Genomic DNA, 22,987 nt, shown 5'->3' on the forward strand with positions numbered 1-22,987 from the left:
GTTTGTGTATAGTTGAGGAAAACCTCATGTTTTAGGAGACCTTGTGACGCAGCTCGACACCCCCTCGGTTGTCTCGGCACCGGATCAGACCGAACACCGCACGGCACTCACGCAGCGCCGTCAGGATCGGTTCGTCCGAGTCGAGCCCAAGGGCAAGCGTGTCTTCACGGCGCGCGAGCGTGCCGAGATGCTCGTCGATGAGGGCTCCTTCGTCGAGATGACGCCGTTGCGCACGGCGGGCGGGGGTAGCGGCAGCGGTGTCGTGGCCGGCTGGGGCACGACCGACGGTCACGCCGTCGTCGTGGTGTCGCACGACGCCGCGGTGGCTTCGGGCGCGATCGGTGCCGTGATGGCCGAGGCAATCATGAAGGCGCAGCGGTTCGCGATCGCGAAGGGCTACCCGATCGTCTACATCAACGACTCGGGTGGCGCCCGCATCCACGACGGCATCTTCGCGCTGCACGGTTGTGGTGGGATCTTCGCGCTGAACATCGAGGCGCAGAAGCGCATACCGCAGATCTCGTTGATCCTCGGGCCCTGTGCGGGTGCTGCGGCGTACTCGCCAGCGCTGACCGACTGGACGATCATGGTCAAGGAGCAGGGGCAGATGTTCCTGACCGGGCCCGAGATCGTCAAGGCGGCCACGGGCGAGGATGCCTCGGCCGAGGACATCGGCGGATCCGCGCTGCACACCAAGGTCAGCGGTGTCGCCCACCTCGAGGTCGACAGCGAGGAGGAGGCGTTCCACGCGACCCGCCTGCTCCTGTCGTTCCTCCCGACGCACAAGGGCGGCGCGCAGAAGCGGCACAGCCCCGTCCCGGCCAACCCCGGTGCGGTCGATCGGCTCCCCGGGCTGGTCCCGGCGAAGTCCAGCATCGTGTTCGACATGAACGCCCTGCTGGACGGCGTTCTCGACAACGGCGCCCGGCTCGAGCTCATGCCGACCCACGCGCCCAGCATCCTGACGCTCTTCGGCCGCCTCGACGGTCACGCGGTCGGCATCCTGGCCAACCAGCCGAACGCCCGCGGCGGCATCCTCGACTCCAAGGCCTCGGTCAAGGCCGCGCGGTTCGTCGAGTTCTGCGGCCGTTTCGACCTGCCGGTCCTGACGTTCGTCGACGTGCCCGGCTTCCTGCCCGGCACCGTTGAGGAGGGACGCGGCGTCATCACGCATGGCGCCAAGCTCCTCAAGGCGTACGTCGAGACCACCTCGCCCAAGCTGACCGTCGTGGTCCGCAAGGCGTACGGCGGCGCGTACATCGCGATGGGTGCCGCCTCGCTGGGTGCCCACGTCAACTGGGCCTGGTCGAGCTCGGAGATCGCCGTGATGGGTCCCGGCGGCGCCGTGGCCCTGCTGCATCGTCGGGCGCTCAAGGAGGCCGAGGAGCCGACCGTCCTGCGTGACGAGCTGGCTGCGGTCTATCGCGAGGAGGTCGCCCGGCCGTACATCGCGGCCGAGGCCGGGATCGTCGACGACGTGATCCATCCCGAGGAGACTCGCGGCCGCATGGCGGCAGCGCTCCGGATGCTGACCCACGAGTCGGCCAGCTGATGTTTGCTGCCAGGGCCGAGATCGTTGCGAACGTCTGGAAGATCGTCGCCCGCGAGGGCGACCAGGTCGGGGCCGGCGACATCCTCGCGGTGCTCGAGAGCATGAAGATGGAGATACCGGTCTACGCCGAGGCCAGCGGGCACGTCAGCAAGATCCTGGTGTCGGTCGGCCAGATCGTCCAGGAGGGCGACCCGCTGATCGAGATCGACGAGACCGCGAGCGCCTGAGGCCGCGACGGTCTGGCATCATCGGCCCGTGCCTGCCGACGAAGTAATCCACGAGCTGCCCATGCGCTGGGCGGATCTCGACTCGCTCAACCACGTCAACAACGTCGTGTACGTCGACTACGCCGTCGAGAGCCGGGCGATGCTGATCGAGGACGGGTTCCTCCCGGATCGGCCGATCAGGCGGATGACGGTGCGGTATGTCCGTCCGCTGCTGCTGAGCCGCCACCCGGTGATGATCGTGTCGACGGTCGACGGGGATGTGCTGACGCAGGAGATCTGCGTTCAGCGCGATGGTTCGCGTACCGTGTTCGCGCAGGTCGTGACGGTGCTGGGCGACCCCCAGGCGTTCGAGCGGCACGAGCCCGCCGGCACACCGTATCCCTCACGGATCAGGCGCAGCGATCTCGACCTGACCGGATCGGTCAGCGCGACCAAGGTGTTCGAGCTGCTCCAGGAGTCCCGGGTCCTGCTGATGACCAGCGGTCCGTCTCCGATCGGGCCCGGCCGATTCGTGGTGGGCACGGTCGACATCACCTACGTCCGGCCGATCGCCTGGCGACGGCAGCCGTACGAGATCCGCAGCTGGCTCGGCCGGATCGGTGACAGCTCTCTCACGATCGAGTCCGAGATGTCCGACGGCGACACCGTGCTCGTCCGGGCGACGTCGGTCCTCGTCGGGTTCGACCTGCCGAATCAGCGAGCCCGCACCGTGACCGACGAGGAGAAGGCGCACTTCGTCGCGCTCATCGGCTGAGGGCAACCGACTGTCAGTCCGCCTGGTTGACCATGAACTGGGCCGCGTGCTGCACGTACGCCCAGAACTGAGCGTCGTGCTCGGGGGAGAGGTCCGCCCGGTCGAGACCTTCACGGAAGTGCACGAGCCAGCGGTCGCGGGCCGCGGGAGTCACGGCAAAGGGCGCGTGTCGCATGCGCAGACGCGGATGTCCGCGCTCGTCGGAGTACGTGGTCGGCCCGCCCCAGTACTGCTCGAGGAACATGCGGAACCGCTCGTTGGCGGGGCCGAGGTCCTCCTCGGGGTAGAGCGGCCGGAGCAGCTCGTCGGTCGCGACACCGTCGTAGAACGTGTCGACGATCAGCTTGATGGTGTCGTGACCGCCGATCGCGTCGTAGAACGTCTGCTCGCTCATGTCGCCTCCTCGTCCACGATCGTGTGGAACGTTGCGGGGATCCGGATCCCGGACTTGTCGAAGCGAGCCTTGACCCGCTGGCGCATGGCTCGGGCGACGGTCCACTGCTGCAGGGGTGCGGTCTTGAGCACCACCCGGACGACGGCACCGTCCTTGTCGAATCGTTCGACACCCCACACCTCCGGGGGCTCGATGATCACACCGGCGAACTGCTCGTCCTCGTACATCGCGGTGGCCTCTTCCTGGAGGACCTTCTGCACCAGGTCGAGATCTGCCTCGTAGCCGACGGTGATGTCCAGGACCGTGCGGGCCCAGTTCTGGCTCTGGTTGCCGACCCGGAGGATCTCGCCGTTGCGGACGTACCAGACCGTGCCGTTGACGTCGCGCAGCCTGGTAACGCGGAGCCCGACGGCCTCGACCGTGCCGCCGGCCTCGCCGAGGTCGACGACGTCACCGACGCCGTACTGGTCCTCGAGGATCATGAAGATGCCGGACAGGAAGTCCTTGACCAGGTTCTGCGCACCGAAGCCGAACGCACCCCCGAGAATTCCCGCGCTGGCGATGATCGGCGCGACGGGCTGGCCCAGCTTGGACAGCACCATGACGATGACGATCGCCAGAGTCACCCCGGTCGTGATGCTCTTGAGCAGCGAGCCCATCGTCTCGGCACGCTGGCTGCGGCGTTCCTGCGAGCCGGGGCGCAGGTCGGCCAGGAACTCCCCGGCCTTGGAGTTGGCGATCACGCCGGGCATCGTGCCGGTGACGGCGCGGGCGACGAGGCGGTCGATCGCGCGGCACGCGAACCACCGGAACACCAGTCCCGCGACGATGATCAGCAGGATCGATCCGGGGGTCGCGACGAACCATCTGTAGGCCGTTCCGTCGGGCAGGTTCCAGTTCACGTCGAGGTGCGGCATTCCTCCAGCGTACGGGTGGATAAGATGGCGGCCATGAGGACTCCTGCTCGCGTGCTCGGACTCGCTGCCGCCTTCGTCGCCACGTTCATCGCCAGCTCTGCCGCAGCGTGGGCCGACCAGCCCGCAAGCGACGCCTGGCCAGCCGGCCCGGACCGCAGCCACCTGTATCTGCTGGTGCTTTTCGGTGGCGGAACCCTCGGGCTATTCGTGGTGATCTCGCTTTTCGGCCTGCTGACCGCCCGCAACAACTACGTACCTCCCGCGCCGGGCACCGACGTCGAGGTCCGCCCGGGCAGCTCGCCAGCCCACCACTGACTCGCCACCAGACCTCACCTCCTCGCTGGGCCTGACGTTTCTGCGGCGAGTCGCCGTGCCATGGCAGTAGAAGCGCCAGGCTCAGCGCGGGCTGTGGATGAGCGTGGGCGTGCGAGTCGTCGATCCCGCACGATCGGCGAATGGGCAGCGCTGATGGTGCAGGGCAACACGTGGTTCGACGGGCTCGACCGCTCCGGTGACGCGCGCGATGTGCTGGTCCACTGTCGTCCGGGCTCACAGCTCGGCGTGCGGGCGGGGATCCGTCCCACCGAGGGTCGGCGACTCGCACCACAAGACCCGCGGCATCGTGCAGGCGCGAAGGGCCGTCGAGCTGGCGTGCTCGCGGTCAGCGAGTCCGCGGGAGTCGCGGACCCGGATGCTCGCGGAGCTCGATGCGGGCATCGCGGGGCTCCTCGTCAACGTCCCGGTGTTCGACCTGGCGGGATCGCTGCTCGGGATCGTGGACCTGCTCGACCCGGCCTCGAGGCTGGTCATCGGGTCGGACGGCGCTGACCACCGCTCCCAGGAGCTGGGCCTGACGTTTCTGCGCACGCCTCACGGCGATTCGCGACACAAACGTCAGGCTCAGCGGGGAGGTGAGGGTCAGAAGGCTGCTTGGGCCTTCAACGCGCGGGAAAGATCGTCGAGACCCTCCGACACATAGCGCTTCGCCGCCGGGTTGGCCGACGTCGAGGCGAGCCAGCCGGCGACCTTGTCGAGCGTCTCCTGGGTCGGATTGGCCGACGGGAACAGGTAGATCAGCACGACCTGGCCGATCCAGACGCCCATGTCGTCGATGATCGTGTCGGCGACCTCGAGGTAGCGATCGACGAACGGCTCGAGGACCTCATCCTGTCCGGAGACCTGGAACGCGAGCGCGGTCGAGCGGCGGGTCTCGTTGGGTGTCAACGGGTCGACGGCCGCGATCCGCCAGGCTTCCTCCTTGGCCGCGCCGAGGGGGCGAATGGCCCGGGCCGCGGACGCATTTTCCTGGCCCGAGATCGTGTTGTCCCGCTCGAGCTCGGCGGCGATCTCCGCCTCGTCGGCGGCACCGATGCGCGCCAGCGCCGTGAGGATGGTCCACCGCAGGTCCGTGTCGACCGCGAGGCCCTCGAGTGAGCCGGCAAGGAGCTCCCGCAGCGGCTCAGGGCTCGAGGCTGTCGACGCGTACGCCCGGGCCAGAGCGAGCTGGTGGTCGCTGCCAGCCTCGGCCGCGTCCAGCAGTCCACGGACTCCCGATTCCCAACGCTCGTGCAGTGCCGGTCGCGCCGGTTCGGAGGTGTAGAGGTTGACCGCCGTCTTGCCCTGGCGCAGCAATGAGCTGACGGCAGTCAGGTCGGTCTCCGAGCCGACGCCCGCGAGCACGAGGGTCACGAAGTCCGAGGACGACAGCTCGGCGTCGCGGGTCATGTCCCAGGCCGATCCCCAGCACAGCGCGCGGGGCAGCGACTCCTCGAACGTCGCGATGCTCTCGATCAGCGTCGCGAACGACCGCTCGTCGAGCCGGATCTTGGCGTATGTCAGGTCGTCGTCGTTGAGCAGGATCAGGTCAGGCTGCTTGGTGCCCAGCAGCTCGGTGATCTGTGTCGATGCGCCGCGGATGTCCGTCTCGACCCGTTCGGTGCGCACGAGGCGCCCGTCGACCCGGTCGTACAGGCCGATCGCGATGCGGTGGCGACGCAGGGTCGGGTACGCCTCGATCGCGGTCTGCTCGACCGTGAACGACGTGAAGTAGCCCCTGTCGTCGGTTTCGAACTGGGCGCGCAGGGTGTTGACGCCGGAGGTCTGCAGCCACTCCTCGGCCCAGGCGCCGAGCTCACGGCCCGAAGCCGCCTCGAGCTCGACGAGCAGGTCACTCAGCTGCGTGTTGCCGTACGCGTGCTTGTCGAAGTACGAGCGCAGGCCGGCGAAGAAGTCCTTCTCGCCGACCCAGGCCACGAGCTGCTTGAGCGACGAGGCGCCCTTGGCGTAGGTGATGCCGTCGAAGTTGGCCTCGACCGCGTGCAGGTCGTAGTTGTCGGCCGCGATGGGGTGCGTCGACGGCAGCTGGTCCTGGCGGTAGGCCCAGTTCTTGCGCGCGTTGGTGAAGCTGGTCCACGAGTCGGTGAACCGGGTCGCGTGGGTCGCGGCGTGCGACGCGGCGAACTCGGCGAACGACTCGTTGAGCCACAGGTCGTCCCACCACTTCATCGTGACGAGGTCGCCGAACCACATGTGCGCCATCTCGTGCAGGATCGTGTTGGCCCGCTGCTCGTACGCCGCGACGGTCTGCCGGCTGCGGAAGATCATCTCGTCGCGGAACGTCACGGCGCCGGCGTTCTCCATCGCGCCCATGTTGTACTCCGGCACGAACAGCTGGTCGTACTTGCCGAACGGGTAGGCCATCTCGAAGGCGCCCTCGAAGAACTCGAAGCCCTGCTTGGTGATGAGGAAGATGTCGTCGGCGTCGAGGTGCTCGACGAGCGACTGCCGGCAGAAGATGCCGAGCGGGATCTCGCCGTACGCGCCTCGGTAGGAGTCAGTCACCGAGACGTACTCGCCGGCAATCACGGCCGTGATGTACGTCGACATGCGCTTGGTCGGCGCGAAGTGCCACGTCGCGGTGCCGGCGGCGGCGGCGACGGGCTCGGGGGTGGGGGAGTTGGACACGACGGCCCACTCGGCAGGCGCGGTGACGTGGAACTCGAACGTCGCCTTGAGGTCCGGCTGCTCGAACGTCGCGAACACGCGGCGCGCGTCGGGGACCTCGAACTGCGTGTAGAGGTAGACGCGCTGGTCGACCGGGTCGACGAAGCGGTGCAGGCCCTCGCCCGATCGGGAGTACGGCAGCGTCGTCTCGACGACGAGCTCGTTGTCCGACGCGAGTCCGGTCAGCGCGATGCGGTTGTCGTCGTACGCAGACAGGTCGACCGGAGCTCCGTTGAGCATGATCGACGAGATCTCGGCGTCGACCAGGTCGACGAACGTCGAGGATCCCGGCGTCGCGCCGAAGCGGATCGTCGTGACGGAGCCGAAGCGGGTGTCGGAGTCGAGGGTGAGGTCGAGCTGCACGTCATACGTCTCTGTGGAGACGACTGACGCGCGCTCGCTGGCTTCTTCGCGGGTGAGATTTGTACCAGGCATGTCGCCATGCTTTCACGAGATGCTTCCCCGCCCCAGTCGGGTCTGACCTCCGATCTCGGGCAGGATGAACACATGACCGAGCGCGGCGGGGGAATGGTTCAGCGTGGCAGATCCGGCGCCTCCTGCGCGCACGGAGCGGGGCGAGCGCACGCATGAAGATCCCGTTCGCGCAGTCTGAACGTTCGACCATCGGGATCGAGTGGGAGCTCGCCCTGGTCGACTCGGACTCCGGGGATCTGCGCCAGGTCGCGCGGACCGTGCTCGACGCGATAGCGCCCGCCGACGGGAGCGAGCACCCACACATCCGGCAGGAGCTGCTGCTCAACACCGTCGAGGTCGTCTCCGGTGTGTGCCACACGGTTGCCGAGGCCGGCGCCGACCTCGAGCGGGCCATCGAGGAGATCCGTGTCGTGACCGATCCCCTGAGGGTCGAGCTGATGTGTGCCGGCACGCATCCCTTTGCTGCGTGGGACCACCAGAAGGTCACCGACAAGGAGCGCTACGCGACCTTGATCGACCGCACGCAGTGGTGGGGCCGCCAGATGCTGATTTACGGCGTCCACGTCCATGTCGGCATCGAGGACCGCGACAAGGTCCTGCCGATCAGTCGGGCCATGCTGACGTACTACGGCCACTTGCAGGCGCTCAGCGCGTCCTCGCCGTTCTGGGGCGGCAAGGCGACCGGATACGCCTCCAACCGGGCGCTGATGTTCCAGCAGCTGCCGACGGCCGGACTGCCGTTCCAGTTCGAGCAGTGGACCGAGCTCGAGAGGTATGTCGACGACATGCTGCATACCGGCGTCATCGACAGCTTCGACGAGATCCGGTGGGACCTGCGTCCGGCGCCCAAGTTCGGCACGCTCGAGGTCCGCGTGTGTGACGGGATCCCCTCGCAGTCCGAGCTGCTCAGCATCGCCGCCCTGACCCACTGCCTGGTCGAGCACTTCTCGTCCGAGCTGGACGCCGGGCGTGACCTGCCGACCGTGCCGCCGTGGTTCGCGCAGGAAAACAAGTGGCGATCGGCGCGATACGGCATGGAGGCGATCCTGATCCTGGACAAGTCCGCCGAGGAGGAGCTGGTCACGACCGATCTCGAGCGGCTGCTCGAGCAGCTCGCACCGGTCGCCGAACGCCTCGGGTGCACCGAGGAGCTCGGTGGGATCCACGACATCATCGCCGGCGGCGCGTCGTACCAGCGCCAGCGTCGGGTCGCCGCAGCACACGGCGGGGAGCTGGATGTGGTGGTGGGAACGCTGGTGGAGGAAATGCGAGCCGGTCGGCCGTTGTTCCACCAGACATGACCTTGACTGACACCATCACGCCCGACACCTCGACCACGACCGAGCAGGTCGACTTCTGGTTCGACCCGCTGTGCCCGTTCGCCTGGATCACCTCACGCTGGATGCTGGAGGTCGAGAAGGTCCGCGACGTCAAGACGTCCTTCCACGTCATGAGCCTGTCCGTGCTCAACGAGGACAAGGACGTCTCGCAGGACTACAAGGACCTGATCGAGAGCGGCTGGGGACCTGTGCGCATCGCGATCGCCGTCGAGCGGGCCCACGGGTCCGAGGCGCTTCGCCCCTTCTACACCGCGATCGGCACCAAGCGTCACAACGAGGGTCGTGAGTTCGACCAGGCGATGTACGTCGAGGCGCTGGCCGAGGCCGGTCTCCCGACAGACCTCGCGGCCGCGGCCGACGACACCTCACTCGACGATGCCGTGCGTGCCTCGCACCAGGACGGCATCGAGCGGGTCGGCGAAGAGGTCGGCACGCCGGTCATCTCGATCGGCGGCACGGCATTCTTCGGACCGGTGCTGCAGAGCATCCCACGCGGCGAGGTCGCCGGTTCGGTCTTCGACGGCGCGCGCCTGCTGGCGGGCTTCCCGGACTTCTTCGAGCTCAAGCGCACCCGCAAGGGCGAGCTGTCCTTCGACTGAGTCGCACTAGGCTCGTGTCATGACGCTGCATCCCCAGTCCCGAGCACTGCTGGAGGCGCTCGAGTCCGCCGCGGCCGGCCCCGTGGCGGACACGTACGGGCAGATCCGCTCCGCCGCTCGCGAGGCCGCGCTGGCAGACACCGAACGGATCGGGCTGGACCACGTCGAGGACGTTGACGCTGCGGGGGTGGCGTGCCGGCTCTACCGGCCTCGGCAGGGTGCGCCGGTCGCGCTGTACGTGCACGGTGGTGGGTGGGTCCTGCACGACCTCGAGACGCACGATGCGTTCTGCCGCCACCTTGCTCACCAGAGTGGCTGGGCGTTGCTCGCCGTCGACTACCGCAGAGCCCCCGAGCACCCCTACCCTGCGCCGCTGGACGACGTGCAGGTCGCCGCGCACTGGTTGCGCGTGCATGACCGGGAGCACCGCGTCGATGCCTCCTTCCTGCCGGCGATCGGCGACTCGTCCGGCGCGAACCTGGTCGCCGGACTGGCGGTGCGCGAGCCTGCGGCGATCGACTTCCAGGTGTTGTTGTACCCACCAGTGGACCGGCGCGCCGACCTCGGTGGGCCAGGGGAGACCCCCGCGCTCGAAGCCGGTTCGATGGAGTGGTTCTGGCAGGCGTACGCCCCGGGCGACCTCGGCGACCTGCCGGAGGTCTCGGTCGTCAACGCGACCAACCTGGCGGACCACCCGCCGGCGCTGATCGTGAGCAACGAGCACGACCTGCTCCGTGACCAGGCCGAGGCCTACGCCGCCCAGCTCGCCGAGGCCGGCGTCGACGTCATGGGCGTCCGGGCGCTCGGCATGGTGCACTCCTACTGGCGGCAGCCGGCACTGTTCGACGCCTCGCGTTCGACCGTCACGATCGTCGGCGCACTACTTGACGCCCACCGGTCGCGCGCCCGCTGACGGCCCGCGACCGAGGGCTCGTGCGAGGCGGTCTCGTGAGTCGCATGCCGGGCTGGGAGACTGGTCCCATGCGCGTCCACATTGCGGCCGACCACGCCGGCTACGAGCTCAAGACCCACCTCATCGACTGGCTCACAGCCAACGGACATGAGCCGGTCGACCACGGTGCCCATGTGCTGGATCCGGAGGACGACTACCCGCCGTTCTGCATCGCGGCCTCCGCTGCTGCGGTCGCCGAGCCCGGTTCGCTGGGCGTCGTGATCGGCGGCTCGGGCAACGGCGAGCAGATCGCTGCCAACAAGGTCCGCGGTGCGCGCGCCGCGCTCGCCTGGAGCACTGAGACCGCCTCGCTCGCTCGTCAGCACAATGACGCCCAGGTCGTGGCCGTCGGTGCCCGCATGCACACCGCCGACGAGGCGACCGCGATTGTCGAGGCATTCCTCACGACCCCGTGGAGCCACGCCGAGCGGCACCAGCGCCGGATCGACATGCTGCTGGCGTACGAGAAGTCCGGCGAGATTGCCTGAGGGACACACCCTCCACCGGCTCGCTGAGGACCTGCATGCCGCGTACGTCGGGCGGGTCGTCGGGTCCTCGAGTCCACAGGGACGGTTCGTCCCCGAGGCGGCTCGGCTGGACGGACGTGTCCTCGAGGACGCCGAGGCGTGGGGCAAGCACCTGTTCGTCTCGTTCGTCGACCTGCCCGAGCAGGTCCACGTGCACCTTGGGCTCTACGGGACCTTCGCGATCGCCCCAGCCGTCGGACGCCCGGTCGTCGGACAGGTCCGGTGGCGCCTCGAGGCTGAGCACACGGCCGACCTGCGGGGACCGAACGCCTGCGAGCTGCTGAGTCCGCCCGATGTCGACGCGATCCTGGCCCGCCTTGGGCCTGACCCGTTGCGGCAGGACGCCGATCCCGAACGAGCCTGGCGCCGCATCCACGCGTCGACCGTCCCGATCGCGACGCTCCTGATGGACCAGTCGGTGCTGGCCGGCGTCGGCAACGTCTACCGGGCCGAGGTGCTGTTCCGACATGGGGTCCCACCGATGACAGCGGGTCGGCGACTGGCCCGCAAGCGCTGGGACGCGATGTGGGCCGACCTGGGCGGACTCATGCGGACGGGCGTCAGGTCGGGGCGGATCGACACGGTCAGACCTGAGCACGAACCCGACGCGATGGGCCGTCCGCCGCGTGCCGACGATCATGGAGGCGAGGTTTACGTCTACCGCCGTGACGGGCAAAATTGCCTCGTGTGCGATTCCGTCATCCGCCGCCGGTCAGTATCGGGCCGAAATCTGTTTTGGTGCCCGTCGTGCCAGCACCGTGGATAGGGTCGAGGGTGTGACGAACCGCCTGCGCCGCTCGCTGCCTACGGTGGCCCGGTACCTCGACGAGCGCATGCTGCGCTGGCGCACCGGGACGACCGAGGGACAGGTCGCGGTGCTCGCGGCCCTCCTGGTGGTGACCGTCGCGATCCTGGTGGCTTCGGTCGCCAACTACAGCGCCTTCCCCGTGGCGACGTTCGTGATCCCGCTCCTGCTCGGGCCAATGGCTCTTCGTTACCGGCCGCTGCTCGTCCTGATCCTGTGCGTCGGCGTCGCGGTCGCGATCACGGTGACGGTGCAGTCGGTCGGCTACGGCATGACGACAGGTCGCATCAGCACGTTGATCGTCATGGCCCTGGTCGCGATGCTGGTGCTGTTCGAGTCGAGTCGGCGGCGCAGCGGGTTGCCCGGACCGCTCGGCGAGGCGATGCTGGTCGATCTGCGGGACCGGCTCCAGGCGCAGGGCGTCGTACCGCCCCTGCCGGTCGGCTGGGCCTCGCAGTCGGCCATGCGGTCGTCCGGCGGCACCAAGTTCGCTGGTGACTTCCTCGTCGCCAACCTGTCGGAGGACGAGACCAGGCTGGAGATGATCCTGGTCGATGTGTGCGGCAAGGGGGTCGCGGCCGGCACCCAGTCGCTGCACTTCGCCGGCGCGCTCGGCGGGCTGATCGGCGCGCTTCCACCGCTGGGGCTGTTCGCGGCTGGCAACGACTTCCTGATCCGGCAGAACTGGGACGAGGGGTTCGCCACGGCCGTCCACATCCTGATCGACCTGCCGTCGGGCGACTACTCGATCATCAACGCGGGACACCCGCCGGCTCTGCGGTGGGACTCCGGAAGCCTGGTCTGGGAGATCGACGGTGCACGAGGCACGGCGCTCGGCATCATGAAACGGCCCAACTTCCAGCAGACCACAGGGACGCTGGGTGTCGGGGATGCCCTGATGTTCTACACCGACGGCGTCGTCGAGTCTCGCGCGCAGGACTTCACCGCCGGCATCGAGTGGCTGCGCACGACGGCGACGGGCATCGTCTCGAGCGGTTTCGACCAGGCCGCCCGCCGTATCCTCAAGCTTGTCGCATCGGGCGACGACGACCAGGCCGTCCTGATCCTCAGTCGGTCCGGGGTGCAGGACCCGTCGGCGGGGGACGCTGGGACCGCAGTGCGGCGGCCCGACCGCGCCCGACCGTGAGGCTGCAGATCTCGAGGAAAGCCGAAGGGCCCCTCCGAGGAGGGGCCCTGACGTGGAGCGGACGACGAGACTCGAACTCGCAACATTCTGCTTGGAAGGCGCGTTTAGCGGTGACGGTGTTCATGCAGGTCAGCGCCAATATGTGCTGTCCTGACGGTGCGAAAGTAGCACGACTTCATGACAGGCGTGGCCACTGATGGACACTGTGTGCCGGTAGTTCAGGCACGTTCCGGCACATTATCCGGCACATACCGGCACGGGTGTGGTCCTTCGGTGAAGTGCTGGACCAGAGGTCGAGACGATGAAGTCCATCAGAGCCGTCGGCCTACTGGCTCGCGCGGTCCCCAGCCGGACATGAGCCCCAACGTCCCCAAGCAGGTGGTGCTCAGGTCCTAAAGTGACGGGCAGTCATCACTACGTCGAAGGTGAGCATGAGCGAGCAGACCTGGCACGAAGCGCGTCTGATACCAACCTCGGGGATCAGCGGCGCCCCTGAGCAGGAGCGTCGAGCCACTTCCGCCCTCCTCGCCGTGCTGAGCATCGTTCCGGACTACAGCAAGCGCTTCTCGGTGCTGTGGGAGCGCCAGGCGGCAAGGTGGCTACGTACATAGAGGTGCCGTTCGATCTTGAGGGCGACCGGGTCTATCCAGACGGATTGATGCGGGTGAAGCGGGGTTCGCGCGAGTGGACGGCGCTGGTCGAGGTCAAGACCGGAAAGAACTCCCTAGAGACCACTCAACTCGAGAACTACTTGGACGTCGCCCGGGCCAACAACTTTGATGCCCTGATCACGATCAGCAACGAAATATCGCCCGTACCAGGACAGCATCCAACGAGTGTCGACAAGCGAAAACTTCGCAAAGTGGAGATTCACCACGGGTCATGGTCCTACGTGCTTGCCACTGCCATCGTCCAGAAGGAGCACCGAGGGGTCTCGGATCCGGAGCAGGCATGGATCCTTGGCGAATTGATTCGCTATCTCGAGCACGACAGATCTGGTGCTCTGGAACTAGACGACATGGGACCGAGCTGGATAGCGGTGCGAGACGCCGTATCTGCAGGCACGTTGCGATCGAGCGACAAGACGGCCGTTGAGATTGTGTCGCGTTTTGATGCGCTTCTGCGATACGCCAGTCTCCGGCTGGGGCAGCGACTCGGCACAGACGTCACTCCGTTGTTGACGCGCCAAGAGGTCGCCAATCCCACCTCACGTGCCGATTCGCTGCTGTCATCACTTGTGGAAACAGGGGAGCTTACTGGAACTATCCGCATACCCAACGCAGTCGCACCGGTCCACATCACCGCTGACCTGCGCGCCAACCGAGTGACCTGCTTCGTGGACGTTGCTGCCCCCCAACAGGGCCGGCAGACCACTCGAGTCAATTGGATTGTGCGTCAGCTCAAGGACGCGAGGCCTGACGTGAGGGTTGAGTCATTTGTCGCCCGGGCCCGCGGCGCTGGGTCCGTAGAACTCTTGGCGGACGTGCGCGAAGACCCGAAACTCTGGGCGCCGGATGCCGAGAGGGACATTCGGTCATTCCGCATTGCGCTATCGGTAGTTGCGGGTTCAAAGAGGGGTCGGGGTCGCGGGGCGTTCATAGACTCAGTCCTCGACACCTTGGACACGTTCTACGGTGAGGTTGTGCAGCACATCAAGCCTTGGGCCGCAGCCCCGCCGAAGTTGCGAGAGGCCGACCGCGGAGAACACGTCGCCGCTGAACTGGTTTCGACCGACTTGTCGTCCCAGGATGGTCCAGAGACAGTCGGGTAGAGGCGTCCCCAGCGCCGACCCCGCCGAGGGCTTGGCTACGAATCCGCACGAGCGGAAGGGCGGCATACCGCCCAGATGGGCCCACCTGCACAAGATCAACCCAACCTGGCACGACGAGCGCAGGGGCTACGCTCCGATGCAGCGGCTAGAGTTCATTCACCCACTCGTCCGACGGGGCCGAGTCGTAGCAGTGGAGTGCCATGAAGATCATCTCGACATTGCGAGATAACAGAATCAATGCCTCGAACGTGTTGATCGAGATGGGACTGTCCGAGTACGCGGAACTCGTCAAGGCCAACCTGCAGAACAACGAGTTCCAACGAAAGCGAGTATCTTCCTCCAAAACGGTCTACTCGTTGTTGAAATCTGACCTGTTGATCGGATGTGTTATCCCGCCCGTGGTGTTGGCGCTGAACTCTGAAGCCGGACTCGCCGATAGCGAAAAGGCGTCGATAGATGTATGCACTATCCTCGACAACTCGTCAAGTATCGTCATCCTCGATGGACTTCAGCGCACCTATACGATTCTCGATTTACTGGACGAGCTTGATGGAAGCCCAGAAGAGCTCGCTCGCGTAGCTGAATCCAAGATGCGCGTTGAGGTGTACGTTGGGTTGAATCGTCTAGGAATCCTCTATCGGATGCTCACCCTAAACACAGGGCAAACTCCGATGTCGCTCCGTCAGCAAATCGAAATGCTCTACAGCGACTACATCGGGGCAAATGTTGGCAACATTGAACTTCTTCGTGAGTCCGACGGAAAGTACGCCACGCAGGAGAATCAGTACGTTTTCAAGGATGTGGTGGAAGGCTTCAACGCCTACTTGAATCGAGATGAGTTGCCGTTTGATCGCTCCGGACTGCTGGAGAACATTCGTAGTTTGGAAAAGCTGTCAAAGTTGAATCAGAATACCGAGATATTCGAGGATTACATAGGCATTCTTGACGCCTTCGTACGTCGTGCCAATGATCAAATCGGCGGCACTAAACTCCCGGATGACTGGCACGAAGAAAGTGCCACTCCGTTCGGTCGAACGGTTAGCCAGGTATTCAAGAAGGCCCAGGCGATGTCGGGTCTGGGGGCTGCAATCGGCAAGCATATCGACCGCGAGGTATTAGGCGGCCTAGGCGAGGCTCGCGAACTTGTTGAACGTGTCGTGTCGGAAAACCCTGAGGATTTTCTGATTGATATCAATGCATCACTGGATTGGCTGAAAAATAACACTTCAAAAATCGGTAACGCGCAGCGGAACTTCTTCACGTTCTTCTTTAGGGACCTTCTCAACGATGAGTCCGATACCTTCTTGAATCTCGAACAGTCAGCTGGTAGTGCGCTCCGCAAGTACCAAGATCAGAACGTCTAGATCGGCTTTCGCTGTGTCGGGTGACGGTACAGAGTTCGAAGTCCGATTCGAAGCGAACGCGTTCTACCTAGTGACCAACTCGGATATGGGCGATCTCAGAGTCACGACCGGTCTGCACCTTGACGTGGGTTCTGAGGCCCATAAGTTCGAGGTGGTGCCGCTTCTGCGGACCGATTTGCACGAGAATGCGGTCCGCGAGGTCTTCTTGGCTGGGGGTACGGAGGACGTTCGTATTGGTTGGATAATCCCCGCGAATGCGCTTTCCTCAGACGCCCATGACCGTGCAACAGACTCTCACTTCCTCAAGTACGCCTACGTGACGATTCGCGAGGTTCTCAGAGATCACCAACGGCTGTTCGCGGCAAAAGTCAGGCAGGGTCAGGCGCAGGGAGTTCTCGAGTCGAGCTTCGCCGACCTGTTCCACGACAACGTTTGTTTCTTGGCAGTGTCGATGAAACGGTTTCCTGATGGATCTCCGCTGGAATGGCTGAAGCCGAGCCTGATTGGCGAAGGATACGTGCCCTTCGGTGCGAGCGACCCTGACTCGTTGCGATGGATCCCTCATGGCGAAAGTGTGGGCAAGAAGGTCAAGTTGAAGTTGATTGGCCCCGGCATTGCGCAGCCGGAAGTGGCAATCAAAATGATGACTATCGCCGCTGCAACCAGCTCGTCGCCCGTCACCCAGTTCTTCTATCTGTATCAGGTTGTCGAGTTCTTAATGGAGGTCGTGCTACGCACTTCGATAGCTACGATCGGATCCGAAATTGGGCGATCCATTGAGGCGGGTAGGTTCCAGGCTCTGCGGGACCACTTGGAAGACTTTCAGGCCGCGATGAGTGAGAAGCACCGTCTGAAGCTCTTGATGGAGTGTTGCGTCGGCAGCGGGAAAGCGGTCGGCGAACTGGAACAAGCCGCTGCAGACTTCCTTTGCACAGTCGAGGTTAAAGCGAAGACCGGGATCTCGTCGCTGTATCAGGTGCGGAATTTTGTGGTTCACCAGGTCAGGAGCATGCCGGATGAGGCCGAGGAGCAACTCCTCGTCGTAGTTCATGAGTTCGCGCGGTTCCTGTCGGCAATTCTTGCGACATTCGAAGCCGATCAACCGGACCAAGTATCAGCGCCGGCCGTTGTGGAAGACCTCACCCTCGAAGAGGACGCTATCCGCTGATGTAGCGGTATAATTTGCGTTTCGTCCAGACTTCGGCATACCGGTCTGAAGTCGGTTGGCCCGCCGCGACCGGCCTGACCCTTTCCACGGTGGAACGGTGCCGGTCAATCGACGCGAGGACACTCCACGTCACACCACCGTGATTGCACCTCGGGGCTGCTGCACCACCCTCGCCATGCTGCAGGCCGTGGCGCCGACGCCGACCATCATGAATGGGTTTGGACTGGAAGTAGCGGAGTTGCCGCTCTCCGACCAGGCGGCAGTCTCGGGCTCGGGCCCGTTGAAGGCAACAGGCGCGTCACTTTGTAATAATGGATCTGGTTGGAATGGGGATCGAGAACGCCCGGCGGCCCGATCTGTGAGAGGCCACCCAGGTCGACCGCGCTTCCTGCAGATTTCTGGCAATCTCGACCCACACTGAGGCCTTGCAAACGAATGCGGGACTTCCCGTCACTTGTATTCAGAATAGATCCTCTGGACTAAGCCGATCTCAAAGGAGGCCGGTCGCATTCCTAAAGTGGAAACGGCCAGTCGTTTACCATCGCTCTGCGCGTCAACCAGCGCCAGAGCCATGTCCGCGAAGTGATCGCTCACCTCGCCCAGTGCCAACCTTTCTTCAGCGACATACCAGTGCGCGACTCCATTGCACATCTCGAGCAGAGCGAGTCTGGCCAAGCTTGGCTCTGCCACGTGAAAAATGCCCTGCTCGACACCCGACTTAATGGTTTGACTCCAGAGCGCTTCGTACTCATCGCGTACGCGCATCACCGCATCTTTCGACGCACCTATCAGGCTCCGAACCTCACTGTCATTGACGATCGACATGAGGGGGTGGAGCCCTTCCGTCGCGACGTGTATCCGAACGAGAGCCGCCAGGCATTCAGCTGGACTTGTCAGGCCCTCCAAGGACTGCCGACCCACGGTTACGAAGCGCTCGAGACTGGTGCGCATCAGATGAACGAGCAGATCTTCCTTCGTGCCCATGTAGTGATAGAGCGAAGCTGTTGTGATGCCGGCCGCACTTGCAATTTCGCGAATGCCAGAGGCCGCAAATCCTTTCGTTGCAAACAATCGCAGCGCGGAACTAGCGATACGAGCTTCCGTTGATTCCGGAGAGACCGTCGTCGACGAAGTGTTCTTCGAGCCTGTGAGGGCACGACGCACGGCGGTAGCTTCTGCCTCAGACCTGAAATTCACGCCGTGTCTCCATCTCCTGTAATCCGTCACTTCCGACCCTTGACTCTACCTGTCGAGCAACTGTACCTTTCAGGCAACCGATCGATCGATCGGTTGCGATGAGTGCCATTGGATGCCGACCAGACGGAGCGAAAATGACGAATCTAAATACCCCGCCCGAATCGCCGCCGAGGCGGCTGGAAGCCGATTCGATCGGATTGTCCGGCGCGGTCGCGCAGTCAGCAGCTCTGGTGGGTCCCGCGGCGGGCGCGATTGTCGGCACCATTTTTGTTGCTGGATTGGCAGGGCCGGCGGCTAGTCTCGCTTTCCTTATTGGAACTGCGATTTGCTTGTGCATTGCGAAGGTGATCGGTGATCACGCCCGGTTTTTCCCTAGTGCCGGATCGTTCTACACCTACCTGACGCAGAGTTTTGGACCCAGAACGGGATTCGTAGGAGGCCTCCTGCTCTTCGGGGCCTATCTTCTCCTGCTTCCATTTCAGCTGGCGTTCTTCGGCACGTTCGTGAGCAGTCTGTTCAAGAGCGGCTGGGGGTGGGATTTGCCGTGGCAGATCCCCGCCGCGCTCTTGGTGGCCCTGAGCGTAGGCCTCGCCGTTGCAGGGGTGGCCTACTCGTTGAACGCCGGCCTCATCGGGCTAGGCGTGGAGGTCGCCATCCTGGCCATCTTCTCGTTGACAATTCTCGTGCAAGGTGGGGCGAACGGTCTTTCGCTCGAGCCCTTCAACCCGACGGCATCGCCAAAGGGCTTCATCGGCGGCGTAATGCTCGCCTGTGTCTTTACGATCTTCGCTTTCGTTGGTTTCGAATCCGCAACGACGCTAGGGGAAGAGGTGCGTGAACCCCGCAAGATCATTCCTCAAGCCGTCATGTTGACGACTCTTGTCATCGGCTTCTTCTTTCTCCTAGTGAGCTACACCGCCACGATCGGGTTCGGTGCGACGACCGCTGGCGCCGCCGAACTTGCTGCTGACCCGGCCGCGTTCAACACACTGGCCTTGGAGTTCGGCGGCCCCTGGCTATCGATCTTGATTAACCTTGCGCTTATTTCGAGCTTTGTGGCTCTGAATGTTGTCACGGTGAATGCAGGCTCCAGGATGCTGTACGCCCTGGGGCGAGACCACATGTTGCCTGAATCGCTGAGTGCGCTGAACTCGCGAAACGCCCCGGGCGCGGCCGCTTGCTGGATTGGTGGAACTGGGATCGCTGCCACCTTGCTGTTCGGCGGCATCTGGGGACCCGGCGACTACGCCAACTGGTCAGCGTTCTTCGCGACGTTCTTTTTCATTGCGGCTTACACGTTGTTGTGTATTGGAATTCTCCGCTACAAGCGGCAGCAGAGAGGGAGTAAGCGCCCCACCGGCCGCGAGATGTTGAGTGACGTAGTCCCGGTGATTGCGCTAGCAGGGCTGGCTCTCGTTTTGTACGGAAACGTGCATCCCCTCCCGCCGTCTCCTCTTCGCTACTTCATCTGGATCACCGTCGTTTTGATCATCGCAGCCAGTGCCGTCGCGGTCTATCTCGGTAGAACCCAACCCGAGCGCCTGCGCCGCGCGGGGCAGCTGCTGGCCGGTGAGGAAGTGACCTGACCCTCGGCTCGTCTTCTCCAAGCGACCGGCCAACGAAGGAGCAAAATGTCTGTACTGATTGAAGTTAGCGACGGGATCGCCGTCATCACAATTGATCGGCCTAGCAAGCTCAACGCGATGGACCCCGATGCGTACGAGGCAATCGGCGAAGCCTTTCTGAGAATCGAGAACGATCCCGACATCCTGGTTGGAATCGTTACCGGCGTCGGGCATAAGGCCTTCAGCGCGGGAGCGGACCTGAAGGAGATGCACAGCGACCGACCTGATGACGCCGGCTGGGAACCGTGGCGCCCTACGCGGTGGGATTTCGGACTCGGCACATCCAAGCCGTTGATTGCGGCAGTCAATGGTTACGCCCTTGCCGGCGGGCTCGAACTCGCTCTGGTGTGCGATATCCGAATCGCTTCCTCCAGCGCCGTGTTTGGAGCCCCCGAGGTCAAATGGGATCTCCTCGACGGCTACGGCGCCTATCGGCTGCCACGAGTCGTGGGGCTTTCGAATGCGATGGATCTTCTCTTGACAGGCCGCTTTATAGACGCCGAAGAGGCGTTGCGCATCGGACTCGTAAGTCAGATCGTCGAGGGTGGCGCGCTCATGCAGCACGCGCAGGAAATTGCTCAGACGATTTGCGCGAACGGGTCTTTGGCAGTGCGCATGACGAAGGAGCTCGTGCAGCGGGGGCTGGACAGCTCGGTCGAGGCGCACTTCCGCCTCATGCATATGTTCTACGACCGCATTGACGGATCCGACAGTCAGCGCGAGAGGCTAGATTCCTTCGCAAGCAAGCGACCGTCAGGCCGGCCCTCAACTTCAATTCCAGACCAACCAAACAGCCTGACGGAGGGTTCACGATGACCAAGATGTACGCATTTCATGGCGGTGGCGAACAGCTGACGAGATCAGTCATTGATCCATTCGATGATGATTGCGGGGCGATTATCGATGCTCCCTATTTCTTCTACATGATTCAACATCCTGAAGGAACGATCCTCTTCGATACGGGCGCTCATGTTTCATTCATCGACGACCCTCGCACGCGGCTCGGCGAGGGCGCTGACAAGTATGCAATCAGCATGAGCACGGGCGACGATGTAGTGAGCCAAATTGCTTCGGTCGGGGTCGAGCCTGAGTCGATCGACGTGATTGTGCCGTCCCACCTGCACTACGACCATTGCGGTGGGATGGAGTTCTTCCCGAACGCGAGAATCTATCTGCAGCGGGCAGAGCTTGAGTTCGCAAATAACCCTCCGATCTACCAACGCGATGTCTACGTGCCGGCCGATTACGAGCAACCACTGGACTGGAACCTGCTTGACGGTGAACACGACGTGTTCAACGACGGCAGCGTCGTCATTTTTCCCACGCCAGGGCACACCCCGGGACATCAATCAATGTTGGTGAGATTGAAAGACAGCGCTTTCATCCTCGTCGGTGACGCTGCATACGATCCCGAGAAAATGCAGCAACGTAGGCTGCCGGCCGTGATTTGGAGTCCCGACGAAATGATCGCGAGTTGGGAACTGCTTGAGGCCAAACAGCGGGAGTACGATGCGGAGCTCATCTTCACCCACGACATCAACTTCCGCGAGAAGACACGTGTCGCTCCCGCGGAGTGGTACGAGTGAACGCCGAGTCCTGGAGCGCAGTCGACGCTCGGACCATCCTCGACGTGTTGATCAGCGCGCATGAGAGCGGGCCCGATGAGCCGGCCCTCATTTACGAGGATGGAGTTGTCGTCAGCCGTAGGGACCTTTTTGAGAGGGTGGAGAGGTTCGCCGGCTATCTGGCCTGCAAGGTCGAGCCGGGAGACCGGGTGGCGATCATGCTTCCCAATCGGACCGAGTACATGATCGCCTGGTTTGCAGCGGCGGCGTGTCGCGCCACCTTGGTGTCAATCAACCCTGCTGCAAAGGTGCACGATGCGGGCCATCTGGTTCGAGACTCGGACGCGAAGCTAGCGATCATCGGAGAGGATGGGCGGTCGCTCTTCGAAACCATTCGTTCTAGTTGCCCCAGTCTCAAAGACGTCGTCGTAGTGGAGGGCAGCGAGCCCGACGGGCTCGACTCAGTGGGAAGCCCTGGTTTTTCGCTCGTGGCGAGTGCCGCAGATGCGCAACGAGCCGATATCACCAACATCTACTACACCTCAGGGACAACGGGACTCCCCAAGGGCTGCATGGTCGATCACGAGTACTGGTTGCGCTTCGTAGACCTATTCCAGCGGCGGTACGGGATGGGGCCCGAAGACCGATTTCTCTGTTGTCTCCAATTCTTCTACAACGATCCTCCCTGGCAATTGCTGCTCTCGCTGCACGCAGGGAGCCCGCTAGTTGTCATGCGGACCTTCAGCGTTCGCCGTTATTGGGACGTCGTGCGGGAGCACCGAGTAACGATCGTTTTCGGCATCGCGGCGACGGCGTACTTCCTGCTTGGCGGCGAGCCGTCTAAGGATGATCGAAATACCAAGGTTCGACTTGGTGTACAGGTTGGGATAGTGGCGAACACCCATCAACAGCTTGTCGAAAGATGGGGCTTTCCGTGGGTGGAAGGCTACGGGTTGACCGAAACCGGCCTCATCGTCTCCATGCCGCTGGATCGCGCAGAAGAGATGGTCGGAAGCGGCTCTATTGGCATGCCGTGCGGCGAGGTCGAACTCCGCATTGTGGACCACGACGACAACGATGTGGCCGAAGGCAGCATCGGCCAAATCATCGTGCGCTCGCCGGGGATGATGCGCGGCTACCTCAATCGACCCGACGAGACCGAGGCAACCATGCGCGGGGGTTGGCTGCATACCGGTGATTTGGGCTGTATCGACGACAACGGATTCGTCTACTTCAAGGGGCGACAGAAAGACATCATCCGGCGCTCAGGTGAGAACGTGGCGGCCGCCGAGATCGAAGAGGTAATTACCGTGCATCCAGGAGTGCTAGAAGCCGCCATAGTTCCGGTGGCCGATGACGCCAGAGGTGAGGAGATCAAAGCGGTCATCGTGCCGACGGATGGTACGGAATCCGAAGGTGATCTGTTCAAGGAGATCGTCGAACTCTGTCTGCAGCAGTTGGCGAAGTACAAGGTGCCCCGGTATTTCGAAATACGGAGGGAGCCGTTCGAACGCACTCCTTCCATGCGCGTCAAAAAGGATGATCTCCGAAATGTCCTCAGTGAACCTCCTGAGATGTGGGACAGAGAGTCGTCAATGGGTTGGTAGGGACCGAAAGCGATGCGCATCGAAACGCCGAAAATTCC

Annotated in this window: 23 protein-coding genes; 18 read left to right on the forward strand and 5 right to left on the reverse strand. The window is 63.8% G+C overall.

Annotated elements, in window-relative coordinates; all coding sequences use genetic code 11:
* Positions 1 to 43: 43 nt before the first annotated feature.
* The 3 genes from C6I20_RS03935 to C6I20_RS03945 are packed head-to-tail and all read left to right on the forward strand — an operon-like array spanning position 44 to position 2,533.
* Positions 44 to 1,552 carry an acyl-CoA carboxylase subunit beta gene (locus tag C6I20_RS03935; RefSeq protein ID WP_118394768.1) on the forward strand — a complete coding sequence of 503 codons (1,509 nt, stop codon included), beginning with the start codon at positions 44 to 46 and terminating at the stop codon, positions 1,550 to 1,552.
* Positions 1,552 to 1,779, forward strand: a complete 228-nt coding sequence (locus tag C6I20_RS03940) for a biotin/lipoyl-binding carrier protein (RefSeq protein WP_118394769.1) — start codon at positions 1,552 to 1,554, stop codon at positions 1,777 to 1,779. Before C6I20_RS03935 ends, C6I20_RS03940 begins: the two co-directional genes overlap by 1 nt.
* Before the next feature lie 28 nt (positions 1,780 to 1,807).
* Positions 1,808 to 2,533, forward strand: a complete 726-nt coding sequence (locus tag C6I20_RS03945) for a thioesterase family protein (protein ID WP_162891098.1) — start codon at positions 1,808 to 1,810, stop codon at positions 2,531 to 2,533.
* A 13-nt stretch (positions 2,534 to 2,546) separates the two neighbouring features.
* Here C6I20_RS03945 and C6I20_RS03950 read toward each other — a convergent pair whose 3' ends face one another.
* Both C6I20_RS03950 and C6I20_RS03955 read right to left on the reverse strand, forming a co-directional pair.
* Complete coding sequence (locus tag C6I20_RS03950) at positions 2,547 to 2,927, reverse strand: globin (RefSeq protein WP_118394771.1); 381 nt, start codon at positions 2,925 to 2,927, stop codon at positions 2,547 to 2,549.
* Entirely contained in the window at positions 2,924 to 3,844 is a 921-nt protein-coding gene (locus C6I20_RS03955; RefSeq protein WP_118394772.1) for a mechanosensitive ion channel family protein, read from the reverse strand. Before C6I20_RS03955 ends, C6I20_RS03950 begins: the two co-directional genes overlap by 4 nt.
* 33 nt (positions 3,845 to 3,877) lie before the next feature.
* On the opposite strand from C6I20_RS03955, the gene C6I20_RS03960 reads away from it, so the two are divergent.
* Complete coding sequence (locus C6I20_RS03960) at positions 3,878 to 4,159, forward strand: hypothetical protein (RefSeq protein ID WP_162891099.1); 282 nt, start codon at positions 3,878 to 3,880, stop codon at positions 4,157 to 4,159.
* Positions 4,160 to 4,393: 234 nt separating this feature from the next.
* Here C6I20_RS03960 and C6I20_RS17010 read toward each other — a convergent pair whose 3' ends face one another.
* Together C6I20_RS17010 and pepN are read right to left on the reverse strand one after the other, a co-directional pair.
* Positions 4,394 to 4,561, reverse strand: coding sequence for a hypothetical protein (locus C6I20_RS17010; RefSeq protein WP_162891100.1), 168 nt, complete (start codon positions 4,559 to 4,561; stop codon positions 4,394 to 4,396).
* Between the two features lie 201 nt (positions 4,562 to 4,762).
* Complete coding sequence (gene pepN / locus C6I20_RS03970; protein ID WP_118394775.1) at positions 4,763 to 7,282, reverse strand: aminopeptidase N; 2,520 nt, start codon at positions 7,280 to 7,282, stop codon at positions 4,763 to 4,765.
* A gap of 152 nt (positions 7,283 to 7,434) precedes the next feature.
* On the opposite strand from pepN, the gene C6I20_RS03975 reads away from it, so the two are divergent.
* The 10 genes from C6I20_RS03975 to C6I20_RS04015 all read left to right on the forward strand — a co-directional run bounded on the left by C6I20_RS03975 (position 7,435) and on the right by C6I20_RS04015 (position 16,955).
* Complete coding sequence (locus C6I20_RS03975; protein ID WP_118394776.1) at positions 7,435 to 8,583, forward strand: glutamate--cysteine ligase; 1,149 nt, start codon at positions 7,435 to 7,437, stop codon at positions 8,581 to 8,583.
* Positions 8,580 to 9,221: a disulfide bond formation protein DsbA gene (locus C6I20_RS03980; RefSeq protein WP_118394777.1), complete on the forward strand. Its 642-nt coding sequence runs from the start codon at positions 8,580 to 8,582 to the stop codon at positions 9,219 to 9,221. Before C6I20_RS03975 ends, C6I20_RS03980 begins: the two co-directional genes overlap by 4 nt.
* A gap of 19 nt (positions 9,222 to 9,240) precedes the next feature.
* Positions 9,241 to 10,134 (forward strand): alpha/beta hydrolase, encoded by an 894-nt coding sequence (locus C6I20_RS03985; protein WP_118394778.1) that lies wholly within the window; start codon positions 9,241 to 9,243, stop codon positions 10,132 to 10,134.
* 68 nt (positions 10,135 to 10,202) lie between these two features.
* The gene (locus tag C6I20_RS03990; protein ID WP_118394779.1) at positions 10,203 to 10,661 is read left to right on the forward strand and encodes a ribose-5-phosphate isomerase; all 459 of its coding nucleotides are present in this window, start codon (positions 10,203 to 10,205) and stop codon (positions 10,659 to 10,661) included.
* Entirely contained in the window at positions 10,654 to 11,466 is an 813-nt protein-coding gene (locus C6I20_RS03995) for an Fpg/Nei family DNA glycosylase (protein ID WP_118394780.1), read from the forward strand. The genes C6I20_RS03990 and C6I20_RS03995 overlap by 8 nt, the downstream gene beginning before the upstream one ends.
* 10 nt (positions 11,467 to 11,476) lie before the next feature.
* Positions 11,477 to 12,652, forward strand: coding sequence for a PP2C family protein-serine/threonine phosphatase (locus C6I20_RS04000; RefSeq protein ID WP_118394781.1), 1,176 nt, complete (start codon positions 11,477 to 11,479; stop codon positions 12,650 to 12,652).
* 431 nt (positions 12,653 to 13,083) lie between these two features.
* Entirely contained in the window at positions 13,084 to 13,263 is a 180-nt protein-coding gene (locus C6I20_RS17315; RefSeq protein ID WP_216822985.1) for a hypothetical protein, read from the forward strand.
* On the forward strand, positions 13,248 to 14,423 hold the full coding sequence (locus C6I20_RS04005; RefSeq protein WP_254052244.1) for a hypothetical protein: 1,176 nt from the start codon (positions 13,248 to 13,250) through the stop codon (positions 14,421 to 14,423). The genes C6I20_RS17315 and C6I20_RS04005 overlap by 16 nt, the downstream gene beginning before the upstream one ends.
* A 200-nt stretch (positions 14,424 to 14,623) precedes the next feature.
* Positions 14,624 to 15,787: a hypothetical protein gene (locus tag C6I20_RS04010; protein ID WP_118394782.1), complete on the forward strand. Its 1,164-nt coding sequence runs from the start codon at positions 14,624 to 14,626 to the stop codon at positions 15,785 to 15,787.
* Positions 15,788 to 15,800: 13 nt separating this feature from the next.
* Positions 15,801 to 16,955, forward strand: a complete 1,155-nt coding sequence (locus C6I20_RS04015) for a hypothetical protein (RefSeq protein WP_118394783.1) — start codon at positions 15,801 to 15,803, stop codon at positions 16,953 to 16,955.
* A 450-nt stretch (positions 16,956 to 17,405) separates the two neighbouring features.
* Here the strand turns inward: C6I20_RS04015 and C6I20_RS04020 are convergent, their stop codons facing one another.
* Positions 17,406 to 18,119, reverse strand: a complete 714-nt coding sequence (locus C6I20_RS04020) for a TetR/AcrR family transcriptional regulator (RefSeq protein ID WP_162891101.1) — start codon at positions 18,117 to 18,119, stop codon at positions 17,406 to 17,408.
* 167 nt (positions 18,120 to 18,286) lie between these two features.
* On the opposite strand from C6I20_RS04020, the gene C6I20_RS04025 reads away from it, so the two are divergent.
* From C6I20_RS04025 to C6I20_RS04040, 4 genes are read left to right on the forward strand one after another with little or no spacing between them, the layout of a single operon-like run.
* Positions 18,287 to 19,738: an APC family permease gene (locus C6I20_RS04025; protein ID WP_162891102.1), complete on the forward strand. Its 1,452-nt coding sequence runs from the start codon at positions 18,287 to 18,289 to the stop codon at positions 19,736 to 19,738.
* 45 nt (positions 19,739 to 19,783) lie between these two features.
* Positions 19,784 to 20,593: an enoyl-CoA hydratase/isomerase family protein gene (locus tag C6I20_RS04030; protein ID WP_118394786.1), complete on the forward strand. Its 810-nt coding sequence runs from the start codon at positions 19,784 to 19,786 to the stop codon at positions 20,591 to 20,593.
* On the forward strand, positions 20,590 to 21,363 hold the full coding sequence (locus C6I20_RS04035; RefSeq protein WP_118394787.1) for an N-acyl homoserine lactonase family protein: 774 nt from the start codon (positions 20,590 to 20,592) through the stop codon (positions 21,361 to 21,363). The genes C6I20_RS04030 and C6I20_RS04035 overlap by 4 nt, the downstream gene beginning before the upstream one ends.
* Positions 21,360 to 22,949: a class I adenylate-forming enzyme family protein gene (locus tag C6I20_RS04040; RefSeq protein ID WP_162891103.1), complete on the forward strand. Its 1,590-nt coding sequence runs from the start codon at positions 21,360 to 21,362 to the stop codon at positions 22,947 to 22,949. Before C6I20_RS04035 ends, C6I20_RS04040 begins: the two co-directional genes overlap by 4 nt.
* The last annotated feature ends 38 nt before the right edge of the window (positions 22,950 to 22,987 follow it).

This window comes from Aeromicrobium sp. A1-2, from assembly GCF_003443875.1.
Taxonomy (GTDB): domain Bacteria; phylum Actinomycetota; class Actinomycetes; order Propionibacteriales; family Nocardioidaceae; genus Aeromicrobium.